17 protein-coding genes are annotated in these 16,000 nt (G+C 67.5%); 13 read left to right on the forward strand and 4 right to left on the reverse strand.

Annotated features, from left to right (window positions below; all coding sequences use genetic code 11):
* The first annotated feature begins 8 nt into the window (after nt 1-8).
* The 3 genes from M8H82_RS10115 to M8H82_RS10125 all read left to right on the forward strand — a co-directional run bounded on the left by M8H82_RS10115 (nt 9) and on the right by M8H82_RS10125 (nt 1,296).
* The gene (locus M8H82_RS10115; protein WP_250072328.1) at nt 9-275 is read left to right on the forward strand and encodes a DUF6199 family natural product biosynthesis protein; all 267 of its coding nucleotides are present in this window, start codon (nt 9-11) and stop codon (nt 273-275) included.
* Nucleotides 276-348: 73 nt separating this feature from the next.
* Nucleotides 349-786, forward strand: coding sequence for a VOC family protein (locus M8H82_RS10120; protein ID WP_250072330.1), 438 nt, complete (start codon nt 349-351; stop codon nt 784-786).
* An 18-nt stretch (nt 787-804) separates the two neighbouring features.
* Nucleotides 805-1,296 (forward strand): SRPBCC family protein, encoded by a 492-nt coding sequence (locus M8H82_RS10125; RefSeq protein WP_250072331.1) that lies wholly within the window; start codon nt 805-807, stop codon nt 1,294-1,296.
* Nucleotides 1,297-1,328: 32 nt separating this feature from the next.
* Here M8H82_RS10125 and M8H82_RS10130 read toward each other — a convergent pair whose 3' ends face one another.
* Nucleotides 1,329-2,549 (reverse strand): PP2C family protein-serine/threonine phosphatase, encoded by a 1,221-nt coding sequence (locus tag M8H82_RS10130; RefSeq protein WP_250072332.1) that lies wholly within the window; start codon nt 2,547-2,549, stop codon nt 1,329-1,331.
* Nucleotides 2,550-2,693: 144 nt separating this feature from the next.
* Nucleotides 2,694-4,343: a cytochrome c oxidase subunit I gene (gene ctaD, locus M8H82_RS10135; RefSeq protein WP_250072526.1), complete on the reverse strand. Its 1,650-nt coding sequence runs from the start codon at nt 4,341-4,343 to the stop codon at nt 2,694-2,696.
* 643 nt (nt 4,344-4,986) lie between these two features.
* Between ctaD and M8H82_RS10140 the strand changes: the two genes are divergently transcribed.
* The 4 genes from M8H82_RS10140 to M8H82_RS10155 all read left to right on the forward strand — a co-directional run bounded on the left by M8H82_RS10140 (nt 4,987) and on the right by M8H82_RS10155 (nt 7,704).
* A complete protein-coding gene (locus M8H82_RS10140; protein WP_023586116.1) occupies nt 4,987-5,190 on the forward strand; it encodes a cold-shock protein in 204 nt (67 codons plus the stop codon).
* A 301-nt stretch (nt 5,191-5,491) separates the two neighbouring features.
* Nucleotides 5,492-6,988 carry a DEAD/DEAH box helicase gene (locus tag M8H82_RS10145; protein ID WP_250072333.1) on the forward strand — a complete coding sequence of 499 codons (1,497 nt, stop codon included), beginning with the start codon at nt 5,492-5,494 and terminating at the stop codon, nt 6,986-6,988.
* A 46-nt stretch (nt 6,989-7,034) separates the two neighbouring features.
* A complete protein-coding gene (locus tag M8H82_RS10150) occupies nt 7,035-7,346 on the forward strand; it encodes a CBS domain-containing protein (protein ID WP_250072335.1) in 312 nt (103 codons plus the stop codon).
* A 49-nt stretch (nt 7,347-7,395) separates the two neighbouring features.
* The gene (locus tag M8H82_RS10155) at nt 7,396-7,704 is read left to right on the forward strand and encodes an SCO5918 family protein (protein ID WP_250072336.1); all 309 of its coding nucleotides are present in this window, start codon (nt 7,396-7,398) and stop codon (nt 7,702-7,704) included.
* Between the two features lie 108 nt (nt 7,705-7,812).
* On the opposite strand, the gene M8H82_RS10160 is transcribed toward M8H82_RS10155, so the two are convergent.
* A complete protein-coding gene (locus tag M8H82_RS10160) occupies nt 7,813-8,172 on the reverse strand; it encodes a hypothetical protein (protein WP_250072337.1) in 360 nt (119 codons plus the stop codon).
* Nucleotides 8,173-8,327: 155 nt separating this feature from the next.
* Here M8H82_RS10160 and M8H82_RS10165 point away from each other — a divergent pair, with 155 nt between their 5' ends.
* The 3 genes from M8H82_RS10165 to M8H82_RS10175 all read left to right on the forward strand — a co-directional run bounded on the left by M8H82_RS10165 (nt 8,328) and on the right by M8H82_RS10175 (nt 12,493).
* The gene (locus M8H82_RS10165) at nt 8,328-10,013 is read left to right on the forward strand and encodes a ribonuclease J (RefSeq protein WP_250072339.1); all 1,686 of its coding nucleotides are present in this window, start codon (nt 8,328-8,330) and stop codon (nt 10,011-10,013) included.
* Nucleotides 10,014-10,225: 212 nt separating this feature from the next.
* Nucleotides 10,226-11,479: a sodium:proton antiporter gene (locus M8H82_RS10170; RefSeq protein ID WP_250072341.1), complete on the forward strand. Its 1,254-nt coding sequence runs from the start codon at nt 10,226-10,228 to the stop codon at nt 11,477-11,479.
* A gap of 498 nt (nt 11,480-11,977) precedes the next feature.
* Nucleotides 11,978-12,493: a GNAT family N-acetyltransferase gene (locus tag M8H82_RS10175; protein ID WP_250072343.1), complete on the forward strand. Its 516-nt coding sequence runs from the start codon at nt 11,978-11,980 to the stop codon at nt 12,491-12,493.
* Between the two features lie 113 nt (nt 12,494-12,606).
* Here M8H82_RS10175 and M8H82_RS10180 read toward each other — a convergent pair whose 3' ends face one another.
* Nucleotides 12,607-12,939, reverse strand: coding sequence for a helix-turn-helix domain-containing protein (locus tag M8H82_RS10180; RefSeq protein WP_250072344.1), 333 nt, complete (start codon nt 12,937-12,939; stop codon nt 12,607-12,609).
* A 158-nt stretch (nt 12,940-13,097) separates the two neighbouring features.
* Between M8H82_RS10180 and M8H82_RS10185 the strand changes: the two genes are divergently transcribed.
* The 3 genes from M8H82_RS10185 (at nt 13,098) to M8H82_RS10195 (ending at nt 15,919) form a co-directional block, all read left to right on the forward strand.
* Nucleotides 13,098-13,988, forward strand: coding sequence for an NAD(P)-dependent oxidoreductase (locus M8H82_RS10185; RefSeq protein ID WP_250072345.1), 891 nt, complete (start codon nt 13,098-13,100; stop codon nt 13,986-13,988).
* Between the two features lie 63 nt (nt 13,989-14,051).
* Nucleotides 14,052-14,939, forward strand: coding sequence for an NAD(P)-dependent oxidoreductase (locus tag M8H82_RS10190; protein WP_374211646.1), 888 nt, complete (start codon nt 14,052-14,054; stop codon nt 14,937-14,939).
* A 110-nt stretch (nt 14,940-15,049) separates the two neighbouring features.
* Nucleotides 15,050-15,919, forward strand: coding sequence for a cyclopropane-fatty-acyl-phospholipid synthase family protein (locus M8H82_RS10195; RefSeq protein ID WP_250072346.1), 870 nt, complete (start codon nt 15,050-15,052; stop codon nt 15,917-15,919).
* The last annotated feature ends 81 nt before the right edge of the window (nt 15,920-16,000 follow it).

A 16,000-nucleotide genomic window follows, 5' to 3' on the forward strand; every position in this document is an offset into this window, starting at 1 on the left:
GACTTTGCATGAATCGCGATGCGGTAGTGCAGGCCGCCACGAACAGCGATGGCGGCGGTTGGGTATTCGTCCTGATCCTGTGCTTCTTCCTGGTCATGGGGCTGGTCCAAGTCGTACGCCCTCAGTTGCTGTGGAAGGCCAACAGCCGTCTTCAGCGAGGCTGGGTGAAGAATCCCGAGGCGACGGAGCCCACGAGCAGGGGCTACGCAATGAACCGGGTGGTGGGCGTGATCTTCTTGGGCTTCGTCGTATGGATGCTGATACAGCGGATCTGACGTCTTCAACGCGGTCGGCTCCTCGCCTCTCGCCGGAAGTGCCGGATCGGCTCAGCTCGATAGCATGCACGGCATGGCCATCAAACTGGAGAACGTCGGCATCGCCGTCCGCGACCTCGAAGCGACGATCGCCTTTTTCACCGACCTCGGCCTCACGGTCGTCGGCCGTGACACGGTCAGCGGCGAGTGGACCGACACCGCTGTCGGCCTCGACGGCAATCACGCCAGGATCGCGATGCTCCAGACGCCGGACGGCCAAGGCCGCCTCGAGCTCTTCGAGTACATCCATCCCGAGGCGATCGAGTCGGAACCCACTCGTCCCAACGAGATCGGCATGCATCGCGTCGCCTTCTCGGTCGACGACATCGACAAAGCCCTCGAGACAGCGGCAAAGCACGGATGCCGTCCGCTGCGCGGTGTGGCGACCTACCAGGACCTCTACAAGCTCACCTACCTCCGCGGTCCCAGCGGCATCCTGGTGATGCTCGCCGAGGAGCTGAAGAAGGACTGACCGGAAGGGCGCACCGCCGTGAAGTACACCGTCTCGATCGAGATCGCCCTGCCGCGGGAGAGAGCGGTCCAGCTGCTCGCCGACCCGGCCCACCTGCCCAAGTGGCTGCGGGGTCTGGTGCTGCACGAGCCGCTGAGCGGGGTGCACGGGCAGGTCGGTACCACGTCGCGGGTCGTGATGCAGATGGGGCGGCAGAAGATCGAGTGCACCGAGACCATCACGCGCCGGGAACCGGTGGACCTGCGCGAGATCCCGAAGACGAGCGTCGTTCACTTCGACCGCGAGATCGTCGGCGAGGGCATGTGGAGCGCCGTGCGCGACCGGCTGACCGAAACCGGCCCGGAAACGACGCTCTGGGAGAGCGAGAACGAATACCGGTTCAACGGCATCCTGATGAAGCTGGTGGGGCTTCTGATGCCTGGTGCCTTCCGCAAGCAGTCGCTGCAGCACATGCGGGACTTCAAGGCGTTCGCCGAGCTGGGAAAGGACGTCCGCGAAGCGCAGGACTGATCCGCTTGCGGACAAGGCCGCGCAGTCGGAGCTCAGGGCGTGAGGGAGTTCTGGTCGTGGTCGCCCCATTCGGCGATCAGGACCGTGGCGTCGTCGTCCAGGTGGCCGTCGTGGTGGGCGAGGACGGCGTGGGTGAGGCGGCGCAGGGTCTCGTGCACCGTGAACTGGTCGGCGTGGTGGCGTACGACGTAGTCGAGGAAGCGGTCCAGGCCGAACTGCCGCCCTTCGGCGTCACGGGCTTCGACGACGCCGTCGGTGTAGAGGATGAGGCGGTCGCCGGTCTGCAGCTGTTCGTGGCAGACGGTCACCGGTAGTCCCAGGGCGGTGCCCATGGGGCCGGCCGGGCGGCATCGCAGCTCGTGGGGCCAGCGTCCGGAGCGCAGCAGGATCGGCAGGTGGTGGCCGCGGTTGATCCAGGTGAGGCGTCCGGTGTTCAGATCGAGGTCGGCGATGATGCCGGTGACGTAGCGGCTGGTGCCGAACTGTGAGAGCAGGGTGTCCTCGACCGCCTGGGAGGTCTGGACGAGGTCGGCGCCCTGGCGGCGTGCGTTGCGGCAGGTGGCGACCGCCATGTTGGCGGTCAGGCCCGCGGTGGCGTCGTGCCCCATGGCATCGAAGACCGACAGGTGCAGCACCCGGTCGGCCACGGCGTAGTCGAAGGCGTCGCCGCCGACGTCGTAGGCCGGTTCCGAGACGGCGGCGACGGTGGTGGCGTGGCCGGCGAAGGCCGAGGGCGGGGTGAGATGCCACTGCATCTCGGCGGCCACACTCATGGGCGCGGTCCGGATCAGCCGGGCGTAGGAGTCGCTGAAGGCCCGCTTGCTCAGCAGCAGCAGGGCCACCATCGACGCCAGTTCGCGCAGCGCGTCACGGGTTTGGTCGTCGTCCCGGTCGGTGTCCGCGCGCACCATGCCCAGGCGTTCCACGCCGTCGGTGACGGGCACCCACCACCGGCGGCGCTCGCGCCCGCACGCCGCATCCGGCTCGGCGACCATGTCCACCCGCTGGAACGCCAGCCCCGCCACGGTGGTGTCGACCGGCAGCTCCGCACCGCCCGCACCGGCGTCCAGGCCCTGCCCGGTGACCTGGCGCAGCACCTTGCCTTGCAAGTCGACCACGAAGAACGCCACATCGTGCAAGCCGATGGCCTCAGCGTGGTCGGCCACCAGAGCCGGCAGCTCCTCCAGCGCCGCCTCATGGCTGACCATCATCAGATCGGTCAGCGCCCTGCCCACCAGCGCCCGCTCGATCACAGGACGTGTCCCCTTCCGGCGGTTTCTCCCCAGATAGCCGCTGAGGAGACTTCGGTACCTACCGACTACCCCGCTTGCCACTCGATGCTCTCGGTGGCCGGTCGGCGCCGTGCGGGTCCAGGAGGCAGGAGGGAGGACCGGAGATCATGTCGGTTCGCCCTTGTGGTCGGTGGCGTCGATGGCGTCACGCCTGCCGGCGTTCACCTGCTCCTCGACTTCGGCGAGTTCCGGGTGGTGGTTGTCGAAGGCGGGGGATTCGGAGCGGATACGGGGCAGGGCGTTGAAGTTGTGGCGGGGCGGCGGGCAGGAGGTGGCCCACTCCAGGGAGCGGCCGTAGCCCCAGGGGTCGTCGACCTCGATCTTCTTGCCGTACTTGGCGGTCTTCCAGACGTTGTAGAGGAAGGGCAGGGTCGACAGACCCAGCAGGAAGGAGCCGATGGAGGAGACGGTGTTCAGGGCGGTGAAGCCGTCGGCGGCGAGGTAGTCGGCGTAACGACGGGGCATGCCCTCCGCGCCGAGCCAGTGCTGCACCAGGAACGTCGTGTGGAAGCCGACGAAGAGCGTCCAGAAATGCATCTTCTCGAGCCGGAAGTCCAGCATGGTGCCGGTCATCTTCGGCCACCAGAAACTGAACCCGCCGAACATCGCGAAGACGATCGTCCCGAACAGCACGTAGTGGAAGTGGGCCACCACGAAGTAGCTGTCGGTGACGTGGAAGTCCATTGGCGGTGAGGCGAGCAGCACACCGGTCAGCCCGCCGAACAGGAACGTCACCAGGAAGCCGCACGCCCACAGCATCGGCGGCTCGAACGAGATCGAGCCCCGCCACATCGTGCCGATCCAGTTGAAGAACTTCACTCCGGTCGGCACGGCGATCAGGAAGCTCATGAAGGAGAAGAACGGCAGCAGCACGGCACCGGTGGCGAACATGTGGTGCGCCCAGACGACCACGGACAGACCGGTGATGGCGATCGTGGCGCCCACCAGCCCCATGTAGCCGAAGATCGGTTTGCGGGAGAAGACCGGAAGGATCTCGGTGATGACGCCGAAGAAGGGCAGGGCGAGGATGTAGACCTCGGGGTGGCCGAAGAACCAGAACAGGTGCTGCCACAGGATCGCCCCGCCGTTCTGCGGGTCGAAGATGTGGGCCCCGAACTTGCGGTCCGCCTCCAGGGCGAACAGCGCCGCCGCCAGGACCGGGAACGCGAGCAGGACCAGCACCGACGTGAGCAGGACGTTCCACGTGAAGATCGGCATCCGGAACATGGTCATGCCGGGTGCGCGCATGCAGATGATCGTGGTGATGAAGTTGACCGCGCCGAGGATCGTGCCGAAGCCGGCCAGCGCCAGCCCCATGATCCACAGGTCGCCCCCGATCTGAGCGGTGCGCTCACCGCCGCTGAGCGGGGTGTAGGCGGTCCAGCCGAAGTCGGCGGCGCCGTCGGGGGTCAGGAAGCTGCCGAGGACGATCAGGCCGCCGAAGGCGAACAGCCAGTACGAAAACATGTTCAGCCGGGGGAAGGCGACGTCCGGGGAGCCGATCTGCAGCGGCATGATCGCATTGGCGAAGCCGGCGAACGTCGGGGTGGCGAACAGCAGCAGCATGATCGTGCCGTGCATCGTGAACGCCTGGTTGTACTGCTCATTGGACAGGAACTGCAGCCCGGGCCGGGCCAGCTCCGCCCTGATCGCCATCGCCAGCGCCCCGCCGATCAGGAAGAACGCGAACGACGTGATCAGGTAGAGATGACCGATCTTCTTGTGATCGGTGGTGGTCAGCCAGGAGACGATCATCCGGCCCCGGCTGCGCCGTCCCTTGACCGGCACCAACGTGACCGGTGCAGCTTCAGCAGCCATCGAGTCCCTTATCCGTTGAAGTGCGGTGTTCAGCTGTCAGGGTTCCGCAAAACGCTCAGGCATCGCATGCTGACGCGCTGTGAGGCGTGGAGCGCGCCTACTGTGTAACCAAATGGCGCGGGTCCACACGGCGTCTTCAGTGCTGGATCCCCTTGCGCCTGCATGGTCGTTGGGCGCCGGGATGGACGGGTCCTCGGGACGTCGAGCATCCGTGGCATGGCCGCTGCGCCACGCACGTCCCGGGTGGGCCGGTGGATCGCGGCGCGCCCCCTGCCCGCCGAAACGCTGCGCTCCGCCTGGCTCAATATCTGTGCCCGCGGACTTAGATTTCAACGGAACATGCGGACAGATTCTCTGCCGCAATAAAGGGACCGGCATTTTTCCCCGCACATGGACCGCTGAGGCGTGCTACTGTCGATCTCAGTTGCAGTTGTGGTTCCCGACTTCAAGTGCCTCCGGCAGGCTTCATGCCGCTGGAAGCGCTTTTGTATTTCCGGTCTTTTCCGGCGGGGTGATCAACGCGGCGACACGGGGTCCGCGCAGTGTGGACCCCGATGCACTGCCCCAAAGGAGAAATGACATGGCTGCTGGTACCGTGAAGTGGTTCAACGCGGAAAAGGGCTTCGGCTTCATCGAGCAGGACGGTGGCGGCGCTGACGTGTTCGCCCACTACTCGAACATCGCCGCCCAGGGCTTCCGCGAGCTGCTTGAGGGCCAGAAGGTGACCTTCGACATCGCGCAGGGCCAGAAGGGCCCGACGGCCGAGAACATCGTTCCCGCCTGACGCTGACGCGCACTTCGTAGCTGGGGCCCGCATCCTTCGGGGTGCGGGCCCCAGCTGCTCGCTTTTCCCGCAGTGCTTCTTCCTGCGGACGACAATCAGGTAAGCCGCCTTCATGGCGTCATCGCGGTGAACGCCCCACTGTTGCGTCCACTCCGCGTCACTCATTCCAGCGACTGTGCCCGCGCGATATTTCCGCCGGTCAGATTCGCTTTCCCGTTACACCGGCTCATTCTTGCAATTCTCAGTGCTGCTCATCGCTGCGGGAATTCCTTGATATGTGCCGCATCGAGGAAGGTTCCGCATGAACCGCACACGTACGAACGACCGCTTCCCCCGCACCCGCAACGGCAGCGCCGACTCCGGACGGGGCGGCAGCCGATTCGGTTCGTCGGCCACGAGCCGCTCCGGCGGGCCGAGCCGTTCCGGTGGTTACGGCCGTCGGCCCGCCGCCGTGCAGGGGGAGTTCGCGCTGCCCAAGACGATCACTCCCGCGCTTCCCGCCGTGGAGGGCTTCGCCGATCTCGACATGCCCCGGGCGCTGCTGTCCGCGCTCGGTTCGCAAGGCGTGACCGTGCCGTTCCCGATCCAGGCCGCGACCCTGCCGAACGCCCTCGCCGGCCGTGACGTGCTCGGCCGTGGCCGCACCGGTTCCGGCAAGACCCTCGCCTTCGGGCTGGCGCTGCTGGCCCGTACGGCCGGGCAGCGCGCGGAGCCCGGGCAGCCGCTCGGGCTGATCCTGGTACCCACGCGTGAGCTGGCGCAGCAGGTCACCGACGCGCTGACCCCGTACGCCCGGTCCGTCAGGCTGCGGCTGGCCACGGTGGTGGGCGGCATGTCCATCGGCAGGCAGGTGAGCGCGCTGCGGGGTGGCGCCGAGGTCGTCGTCGCCACGCCGGGACGCCTCAAGGACCTCATCGACCGCGGCGACTGCCGGCTGAACCAGGTGTCCATCACCGTCCTCGACGAGGCCGACCAGATGGCCGACATGGGCTTCATGCCGCAGGTCACTGCCCTGCTCGACCAGGTGCGCCCGGAGGGCCAGCGGATGCTGTTCTCCGCCACCCTGGACCGCAACGTCGACCTGCTCGTCCGCCGCTACCTGACGGACCCGGTGGTCCACTCCGTCGACCCCTCGGCCGGAGCCGTCACCACGATGGAGCATCACGTGCTGCACGTGCACGGCGCCGACAAGCACGCGGCGACCACGCACATTGCCGCACGCGACGGTCGCGTGATCATGTTCTTGGACACCAAGCACGCCGTCGACGGCCTCACCGAGCACCTCCTGAACAGCGGGGTACGGGCCGCCGCCCTGCACGGCGGGAAGTCGCAGCCGCAGCGCACGCGCACGCTGGCGCAGTTCAAGACCGGGCACGTCAACGTGCTGGTGGCGACCAACGTCGCGGCCCGCGGCATCCACGTCGACAACCTCGACCTCGTCGTCAACGTCGACCCGCCGACCGACCACAAGGACTACCTCCACCGCGGCGGCCGTACGGCCCGCGCCGGCGAGTCCGGCAGTGTCGTCACCCTGGTCACCCCGAACCAGCGCCGTGGCATGACCCGCCTCATGGCGTCGGCCGGCATCGTCCCGCAGACCACCCAGGTCCGCAGCGGCGAAGAGGCCCTGCAGCGCATCACCGGCGCCCAAGCCCCCTCCGGCGTCCCGGTCGTCATCACCGCACCCGTGGTCGAACGCCCCAAGAAGCGCGGCACCACCTCACGCGGTCGCCGCCGCCCTGCCTCGGCGACCCGCCGCGCGCCCCTGGGGCAGTCCACCACCGGTGCGGCGGCGTAGAACCTTCGTGGTCCCAGAGCCGGCCCAACTCCGCAGGAGGCACCCTTTGACGCTGGACCAGACGCAGTTCCGCCCGGCGAGCGCCCGCCCCGCGCACGGCACGGTGGCCAACACCGTCGAGGCGGCCGGACCGCAGGTCTGGGCGGACATGACCGTGGAGGTGGCGCTGTCCGTGATGGCCGCCGCCCGCACGGGGCATCTGGTCGTCTGCGACGAGGACGGGCTGGGCACCGGCATGGTCACCTGGGCCGGGCTCAGGGCTGTTCATGACGGCTCCGGCTACAGCGACCGCATCCGCCTGCGGGACATCGCCGACGAACACGACAACGCTCCGAGCGTCCTCGCCTTCTCCCGCTAGAAGGCCTCGGTGCAGGTCGACCCCCTCCCCCCTCTCTCTGTGAGGCATCATGCGCTGTGTCATCGCCCGCTTCCCGTTCGACCTGACCAAGGGCGGAGTGCTGGAATCGATGAAGGGCATCAGGCCCGAACCGGTCACCGGTGAGTCCGTGATCATCGGACGGCGCCACTACCCGGTCAAGCAGATCGGCCAGGTCATCACCCGCCAGGACCCCCGAGACTTCAGTGGCGCGGAAGTCCTCCGGGCCATGGCCCGCCTCGGCTTCACCTGCCGCACCCTGCCCGAGCCCGCGCCCGCCCCCGTCGAAAGCCCGTTGCAGCGGGCTTCCGCCCTGCTCGGCGCCCCCCTGTCCGTCTGACGGACGCGACGGGGGCTCCGGCCCCCCAGAGCAGCAGTGAGGGCCCTACCGGCGCGCGCCGGTAGGGCCCTCACTGCGTGTCGTGCCGCTTGCTGGCGCGGCGGTGGGTCAGTGGTCGGAGTAGCTGAAGTCGCCCACGGTCCAGGCACCGACGTCCTCGATCGCGACGCGGTACATCCCGCCTGTCTCCGGGATCCCCACCGTTCCCTGCAGGATCCGGGCGACATGGAAGTGCAGATGCGTAGGGCGCCCGTCCTGCTTCGGGGGGGTGTCGAAGACGGCGGAGAACTCGCCCAAGTGGGCGGAATCCGTCAGAACCTCCGACACTCTCTGTCTCCACACGGCTTCGGGAGCCAGGCGACCGGTGATGACAGCACCACCGGTGACCACGGTCAATGACATCTGAGTGCTTTGCCCGGATTCCACGCGGGCGGCGATGTCAACGATCAGCTCGTCAGGCTTCGGCATGAGGTCAGATTGTACGCACCGGCCCCTCCGGGCGGCTCGGGCGGTGCCGGTACCGGGCGAGATGTTCACACACGGGACGGTGACCCGGGCGGTCGGGAAGAAGAGATCACAGGCCAATGGATCATCCTGTCCCGCACTGAGGGTACCGTCAGGGTATGAGTCATCCGCATCCAGAGCTGAAAGCCGCACCGCCTCTTCCCGAAGGAGGGCTGCGGGTCATTGCCCTGGGCGGCCTAGGTGAGATCGGCCGCAACATGACCGTCTTCGAGTACGCCGGCAAGCTGCTCATCGTCGACTGCGGCGTGCTGTTCCCCGAGGAGACCCAGCCCGGCGTGGACGTGATCCTGCCGGACTTCACCTCGATCCGGGACCGGCTGGACGACATCGTGGCCGTGGTGCTGACCCACGGACACGAGGACCACATCGGCGGTGTGCCCTATCTGCTGCGCGAGCGCCGGGACATTCCCGTGGTCGGCTCCAAGCTGACGCTGGCGTTCCTGGAGGCCAAGCTCAAGGAACACGGCATCCGGCCGCGCCCGGTACGGGTGCGAGAGGGCGACCGGCGCAGCTTCGGGCCCTTCGACTGCGAGTTCGTGGCGGTCAACCACTCCATCCCGGACAGCCTCGCGGTCGCGATCCGCACCGGCGCCGGGATGGTGCTGCACACCGGCGACTTCAAGATGGACCAGTTCCCTCTCGACGAGCGGATCACCGATCTGCGCGCCTTCGCCCGCCTCGGGGAGGAGGGCGTGGACCTGTTCCTCACCGACTCCACCAACGCCGAGGTGCCCGGTTTCACCACCTCCGAGCGTGAGCTGAACCCGGCGATCGAGCAGGTGATGCGCACCGCACCGCGCCGGGTCATCGTCTCCAGCTTCGCCAGCCATGTGCACCGCATCCAGCAGGTCCTGGACGCCGCTCACCAGCACGGCCGCAAGGTCGCCTTCGTGGGCCGCTCCATGGTCCGCAACATGGGCATCGCCCGTGACCTGGGGTATCTGAAGGTGCCGTCCGGTCTGGTCGTGAGCACGAAGGAGCTGGAGAAGCTCCCGGACCACAAGATCACTCTGGTGTGCACCGGCTCCCAGGGCGAACCGATGGCCGCACTGTCCCGGATGGCCAACCGCGACCACGTCATCCGCATCGGCAAGGGCGACACCGTCCTGCTCGCCAGCTCCCTCATCCCCGGCAACGAGAACGCCATCTACCGGGTGATCAACGGGCTCACCCGGTGGGGTGCCCACGTGGTCCACAAGGGCAACGCCAAGGTGCACGTCTCCGGGCACGCCAGCGCCGGCGAACTGGTCTACTGCTACAACATCGTCAAGCCCCGCAACGTCATGCCCGTGCACGGTGAATGGCGCCACCTGCGGGCCAACGGCGACCTCGCCATCCGTACCGGTGTCGATCCCGACCGGGTCGTCATCGCCGAGGACGGCGTCGTCGTCGACCTGGTCGACGGCCGCGCGTCCATCACGGGCAAGGTCCCCGCCGGCAACGTCTACGTGGACGGCATGGAAGTGGGCGGCGCCACCGAAGCCTCCCTCAAGGACCGCCTCACCCTCGCCTCCGAAGGCGTGGTCACGGTGGTGGCGATCGTCGACGCGGACACCGGCGCCCTCGCCGAGGCCCCCGACTTCCTGGCCCGCGGCTTCGTCCACGACGACGCCACCTTCGAGCCGGTGATTCCCGTCATCGAGAAGACCCTGGCCACCGCGGCCGAGGAAGGCGTCGGGGACGCGCACCAGCTCGAACAGCTCGTCGCCCGCGCCGTGGCGAACTGGGCGTTCCGCACCCACCGCCGCAAGCCGCTCATCATCCCCGTCATCATCGACGCCTGAGCCCGCAGCCCGGCAGGCCTCGCCCCCGCGGGCCTGCCGGACGGGCGGTGCATTGGCGCGTCATCCGCAGGTGGGCCCGGGCGGTTGCAGGGTACAAGGGGTGACGGCGGAGCAGCTGGGCTCAACGTGCCGGCTGAGGTCGGCCGGTGGGCTGACGTCCTGAGCAGCCTCGCCGTGGCCGTTGACGGCGGAGCGAAGGGAAGAGCGGCGGGGTGACGATCGGCGACGCCGTGTTCGCATGGCTGGGGGTGGGCGCACTGCTCGCGGCGGTGCTGCCACGGGTGGTCGCCGGCCGGCCGCTGTCACTTCCCCTCGTCTTCCTCGGGGGCGGCATCGCCGTCTACCTGCTGCCGTTGCCGCTGCCGGTCATCGACCCGGTGAACGACCGGCTGATGGCGGAGCACATCACCGAGATCTGCGTGATCATCGCCCTGATGGGCGCCGGACTGGCACTCAACCGGCCCATGGGGTGGCGTCGATGGGCCGCGACATGGCGGCTGCTGGGCGTCACGATGCCGCTGACCGTCGTTTTCACCGCCCTCACGGCCTGGTGGCTGCTCGACTGGCCGCCCGCAGCGGCACTGCTGCTGGCCGCAGTCCTGGCGCCGACCGATCCGGTGCTCGCTGCGGAAGTCCGGGTCGGCGAGCCGACCGAGGACGAGCACGACGAGGACGAGGTGCGGTTCGCTCTGACCAGCGAGGCGGGCCTGAACGACGGCTTGGCGTTCCCCCTCGTCTACGCGGCGGTCGCCCTGGTGGCCGCCGCCGGAGGAGGCTGGTCCGCGGACTGGATCGGCGGGTGGGCGCTGAAGGACCTCGCGCTCAAGTGCGGGATCGGGTTGCTGTGCGGCTGGCTGATCGGCCGTTTGCTGGGCTGGCTGTTCTTCCATTCCCACTCATCGGCGCTGCGGTTGTCCGAGCACCGAGAGGGATTCGTGGCCCTGGGCGCCACCTTCCTGGCCTACGGCGTGACCGAACTGCTCCAGGGCTACGGCTTCCTCGCCGTGTTCGTCACTGCCTGCTCCATCCGGGCGGAGGAACGTGCTCACGGATTCCACAACGTCCTGCACGACTTCGTCGAACAAGTCGAGCGTCTGTTCACCGCTGTGCTGCTGTTCCTGCTGGGGGCCTTCGTCGCTCTGGGAGGTCTGGACTCGCTGACGTGGCAAGGAGCGGTCACCGGGCTGGTCCTGTTGCTCGTCATTCGGCCACTGTCCGGGTGGGCCGGCCTGCTCGGCACCCGCATGCGGCGCAGCGAACGCTGGGTGACCGCGGCCTACGGCATCCGGGGCATCGGCTCGCTCTACTACCTTGCCTACGCCCTCGGACAGCACAGTTTCCCCGTACCGGCGCGAGAGCTGTGGGCGGTGGTCACGTTCACCGTCCTCGCCTCCGTCGTGCTGCACGGTGTCACGGCCGGACCGGTCGTGACCCGCCTGGACCGGCTACGCGAAAACGTGCCGTGACGCCCGCAGTACCGAGCAGGCGTGTCTTCCAGGCCACCATGCCGTAGTCCTGCTCTTCGGGACCGCATGCCGCAGGAGCGGGCCTGTTCGAAGCCTGCCGCGCAGGCCTGATACCGGGTTGCCGCAGCTGGGCGGGGATGGGGGGTTGGTCGACGTTCATGTTCCATGCGGTGTCGCCCGTGGCGTCGGCGCAGTTCGCGTCATGGGCAGCCGGTGCCGAGTCGATGGAGGATCCCGCCCACCGGGCGGCGGTCCCGCCGCCGACCGCATGCGAAGGGATATGACCTTCAGGGAGTGAAAGCCCCGGTCAGCAGCCCGGAAAGGTGTTGCCTCGGCAGAGGAGGGGCTACTAGCCTCACGCTGGCGCGAAGGACGCGTGATCTCGGGATGAGGAGGTTGATGAATATGGCTGCCATTGGCCGACATCAGCATGCCCTCATCCGGCCCGTGCGATAACAGAGCCCGGCCGGTCGTTGTTCCAACGATCAGGAGAGACACATGTCTTCCTCTTCTTCACACGTCCCCGCCGACGTGGTCACCAAGCGCCTTGTCCTGAGGCCCTGGACCACGGGTGAGGCCCTGGCGGTCCTCGACGACACCCGGTCCCCGCACTGGGCGGACGACTTTCCCGCGGAAGGCGATCGGGTGGTCGCGGGCCTCTTCGAGCAGTACCCCGACTGGCTTGGCCCCTACGGCCACCGGCTCGTGTTCGAACGCGCAAGCGGCTTGGTGGTGGGCTCCATCGGCCTGTTCTGGCCGCCCACGGAGGGGGTCCTCGAGATCGGCTACGGCATCGTAATCTCCCGGCGTGGCCGAGGTTATGCCCCCGAGGCCGCCAAGGCCCTCGCCGACTTCGCCCTCACCTTGCCGGCTGTCCACACGGTGTCCGCCGACGTGGAACTGTCTAACCCGGCCTCAGTTCGAGTACTTGAGAAGGCCGGCTTCTCCCGTTGGACGGCCGGGGAGAACGTAGTCAAGTTCAGGATCTCGAGCCCGGGCCGCGATCTACGCTGATGGCGTGGGGTCCTGGAAGCAACGCCTTCCAGGACCCCACCGCTGTCGCTGGATTGCTGACGGCTTTCTCACCTTGTTCCGGCACATCACTTTGCGGACGAACGGGGGACTGGCTAGGGGATGGCCTGGATGCGCTCCATATGCTCCTCGCCCCACTCCCCGAGCGGCCCGAGTGCCGTGTTGAGGGAGCTGCCGAATTCGGTCAGCGAGTACTCCACCTTGGGCGGGACCTGGTGGTAGACCTCGCGGTGCACCAGGCCACTTGCCTCCATCTCCCGGAGTTGAAGAATCAGCATTCTTTCGCTGATACCGGGCACCGCCCGCCTCAACTCTCCGAAGCGCAAAGGCCCCTCCTCGCCGAGTGCAAACAGGATTAACCCCTTCCATTTACCGCCCATGACGGCGATGGCGGCGTCGAGTCCGCAGATGTAGGTCCGCTTGGTCATCGGCACTCCTACTGACAAAAGTGTGGGTACCCAACAGAATTGTAGGTACTTGAACAAATGTATGTGCGGCTTCCAGAATGGAATCGGGAGCCACGCCGGACGCGCTGATCGGCGATTGCGTGGCTGCTCAACCATTCGACCGCTGACTGGAGTTACGTATGACCAGGGATGCCCCCGTACCCGTGACCGTCGTCGGGCTGGGATCGATGGGCCGGGCCTTGGCCGGAGCGTTCACCGACGCGGGACACCCGACATCGGTGTGGAACCGCACGCCGGCCAAGGCCGCACCGTTGGTGGCCAAGGGTGCCGTTCATGCCCAGGTGGTGGAGGCCGCGGTCGAGGCGAGCCCGCTGATCATCACCTGCCTGAGCACCTTCGAAGACACTCGCTCCGTCCTGGAGCCCGCTGCGGCGTCGCTGTCCGGGCGTGCCCTTGTCACGTTGAACAGTGGTTCGCCCGCCGGCGCCCGCGCCATGGCTGCCTGGGCGACCGGTTGCGGAGCCCGGTATCTGGCCGGAGCGGTCAAGAACGTGCCGGAGGCTGTGGGAGCGCCGGACACGCTGTTGTACTACAGCGGAGACAAGACCGTGTTCGACGAGTACGAGACGACGCTGAAGGTGCTGGGCGGCGACACCGTCCATCTGGGAGATGAGACCGACCTTGCCGCCCTGTACGAGATGGCCGTGGGTGCCATGCTGCTGCCCGCGCTCGTCGGCTTCTTCCAGGGGGCCGCGGCCGTTCAGGCTCGCGGGTTGGAAGCGAGCAGCATGGTGCGGTTCGCCGGGAAGTGGCTGGACATGATCAAGTCTCTGCTGCCGGTCTACGCCACAGAAATCGACAGAGGCGATTACACCGATGCCGCCTCCTCCGTGAACCTCTTCCTCACGGGCGCGGCCTATGACATGGAACTGGCCAAGGAGACGAACGTCGACGTGGCCTGGCTCGCTCCACTGTACGACTTGGTGGAGCGAGCGGCTGCGGCGGGTCACGGAGACCACAGCATCTCGGCCCTGACCGAGGTACTCAGGAAGCCGGCACGGAAAGCGTAATGCCGCTCGCGGCAGGTTGTGGCGAACACCGGCTTCACGGTATTGGCGCAGGTCTTTGATGTGATGGTGAGGGGTGTCATGAGCAAAAACGATGTGACGGTCATTGGGCTCGGTCCCATGGGACGTGCGATGGCAAGCGCGTTCCTCAGCAAGGGCTACCGGGTCACCGTCTGGAACCGGACCGCAGGCAAGGAGAGCGATCTGGTGGGCGCGGGAGCCCATCGGGCCGCCACGGTCCACGACGCGCTCGCCGCGAGCGAACTGGTGATCCTCAGCCTGACGGACCACCACGCGATGCATGCCGTCCTCGATTCGGCCACCGACGCGCTGTCCGGCCGGGTCCTCGTCAATCTCAGCTCGGACACGCCCGAGAGTGCTCGCAATGCTGCGCGGTGGGCCTCAGGACACGGTGCCCGGTACCTCACGGGAGGTGTGCAGGCTTCACCCCCGGGCATCGGGCAGCCAGAGTCCTCCGCTTTCTACAGCGGGCCCAAGGAGGTATTCGACGCGCACCGGGAAGCCCTTGAGGTGCTCACCGGCACGGACTACCGCGGCGAGGACCCGGGGCTGGCGGCGTTGTACTACCAGGTCGGGATGGACCTGTTCTGGACGACGGTGCTCGGCTGGCTGCACGCCCTCGCCCTGGCGGATGCCCACGGCGTCTCGGCCGAGCAGATCCTGCCGTCCGCATCATCCGTATTATCTGGAATGCCGGACTTCCTGAGCTTCTATACGCAGCGGATCGACGCGGGTGAGTACCCGGGCGACATTGAAAGGCTGGCTATGGGTGTGGCGAGCGTGGACCATGTCCTGCAGGCTGCCAGGGACGCAGGGGTCGATACCGCGCTACCGACGGCGGTCCGGGACATTTTCCGGCGAGGCACAGCAGCCGGCCATGCCGAGGACAGCGCAACCAGCTTGATCGAGGTTCTGAAGAAACCCGCCGCATAGCCGCATCGCGCCGGCCGCCTGCCTCGCCCGTCGTCGCTGGAGGCGTTCGACGACCACGCCGACGTCCAGGTCTTGTGCGTCGCGGCAAGGGCAGCAAGGGCGACAGTGCCATGTTCCGAGTCGCCGAACTCTCGCGCCTGCGCATGGGCGGAGATGGAAGCAGCGAGGCGAAACCGGGTTGTGCATCGAGCGCTGATCGGCTTGGGTTCGTGCTCGTGACTGCCTTGAATGATCTCGTACGTCCGGACCGCTATCCGCGCTCCTCCCGATATGACCCTGACTGGTTGATCAACCTCGCTATGGGGCCGAACCCATTGTGGATGCTGGAGGACCTCGCCGAGGACCTTGACCTGCGCCCGGGGATGCGGATTCTCGACCTCGGTTCGGGCAAGGGCGCCACGTCGGTGTTCCTGGCCCGCGAGTATGGCGCCCGGGTCGTCGCGGCCGACTTGTGGATCGCCCCTGAGGATGCGGCAGCCGTCTTCGCCGACGCAGAGGTCGGCGATCAGGTGGAGGCTGTGCGAGCGGAGGCGCACGCCTTGCCGTTCGAGGAGGAGAGCTTCGACGCCATCGTGAGCGTAGACGCGTTCGAGTACTTCGGTACGGCAGACAATTACCTGCCCTACCTGGTCCGGTTTCTCCGCCCTGGTGGACAACTGGCCATGGCGACGCCCGCCATGACAAGGGAGGTCCGTGAACTCGGGGCCATCCCGCCCCACATCAAGGACGTGGTGGGTTGGGAAGCGATCGCCTGGCACACGGCGGAGTGGTGGCGCTTCCAGTGGGCGATCACTGAGCTGGTGGAGGTCACGTCCGCGCGGCTCCAACAAGGTGCCTGGCAGGACTGGCTGCTGTGGACCCAGGCGTGTGCCGAGCATCAGCCGGACGGCCGGAGCGTCAACCAGCCGGTCATCGACATGCTCACCGCAGACGGCGGAGAGTTTCTCTCCTTTGCCCTGGTAACCGCACGCAAGAACTAGATGGTCAACCCCGCGCGGAGCCATTGGAGTTGAGGCCACTGGTGTGGCTGCTTGGGGCACGGCAGGCCCCGCATCGGGCAG

The sequence above is a fragment of the Streptomyces sp. YS415 genome (assembly GCF_023544665.1).
Classification (GTDB): Bacteria; Actinomycetota; Actinomycetes; order Streptomycetales; family Streptomycetaceae; genus Streptomyces.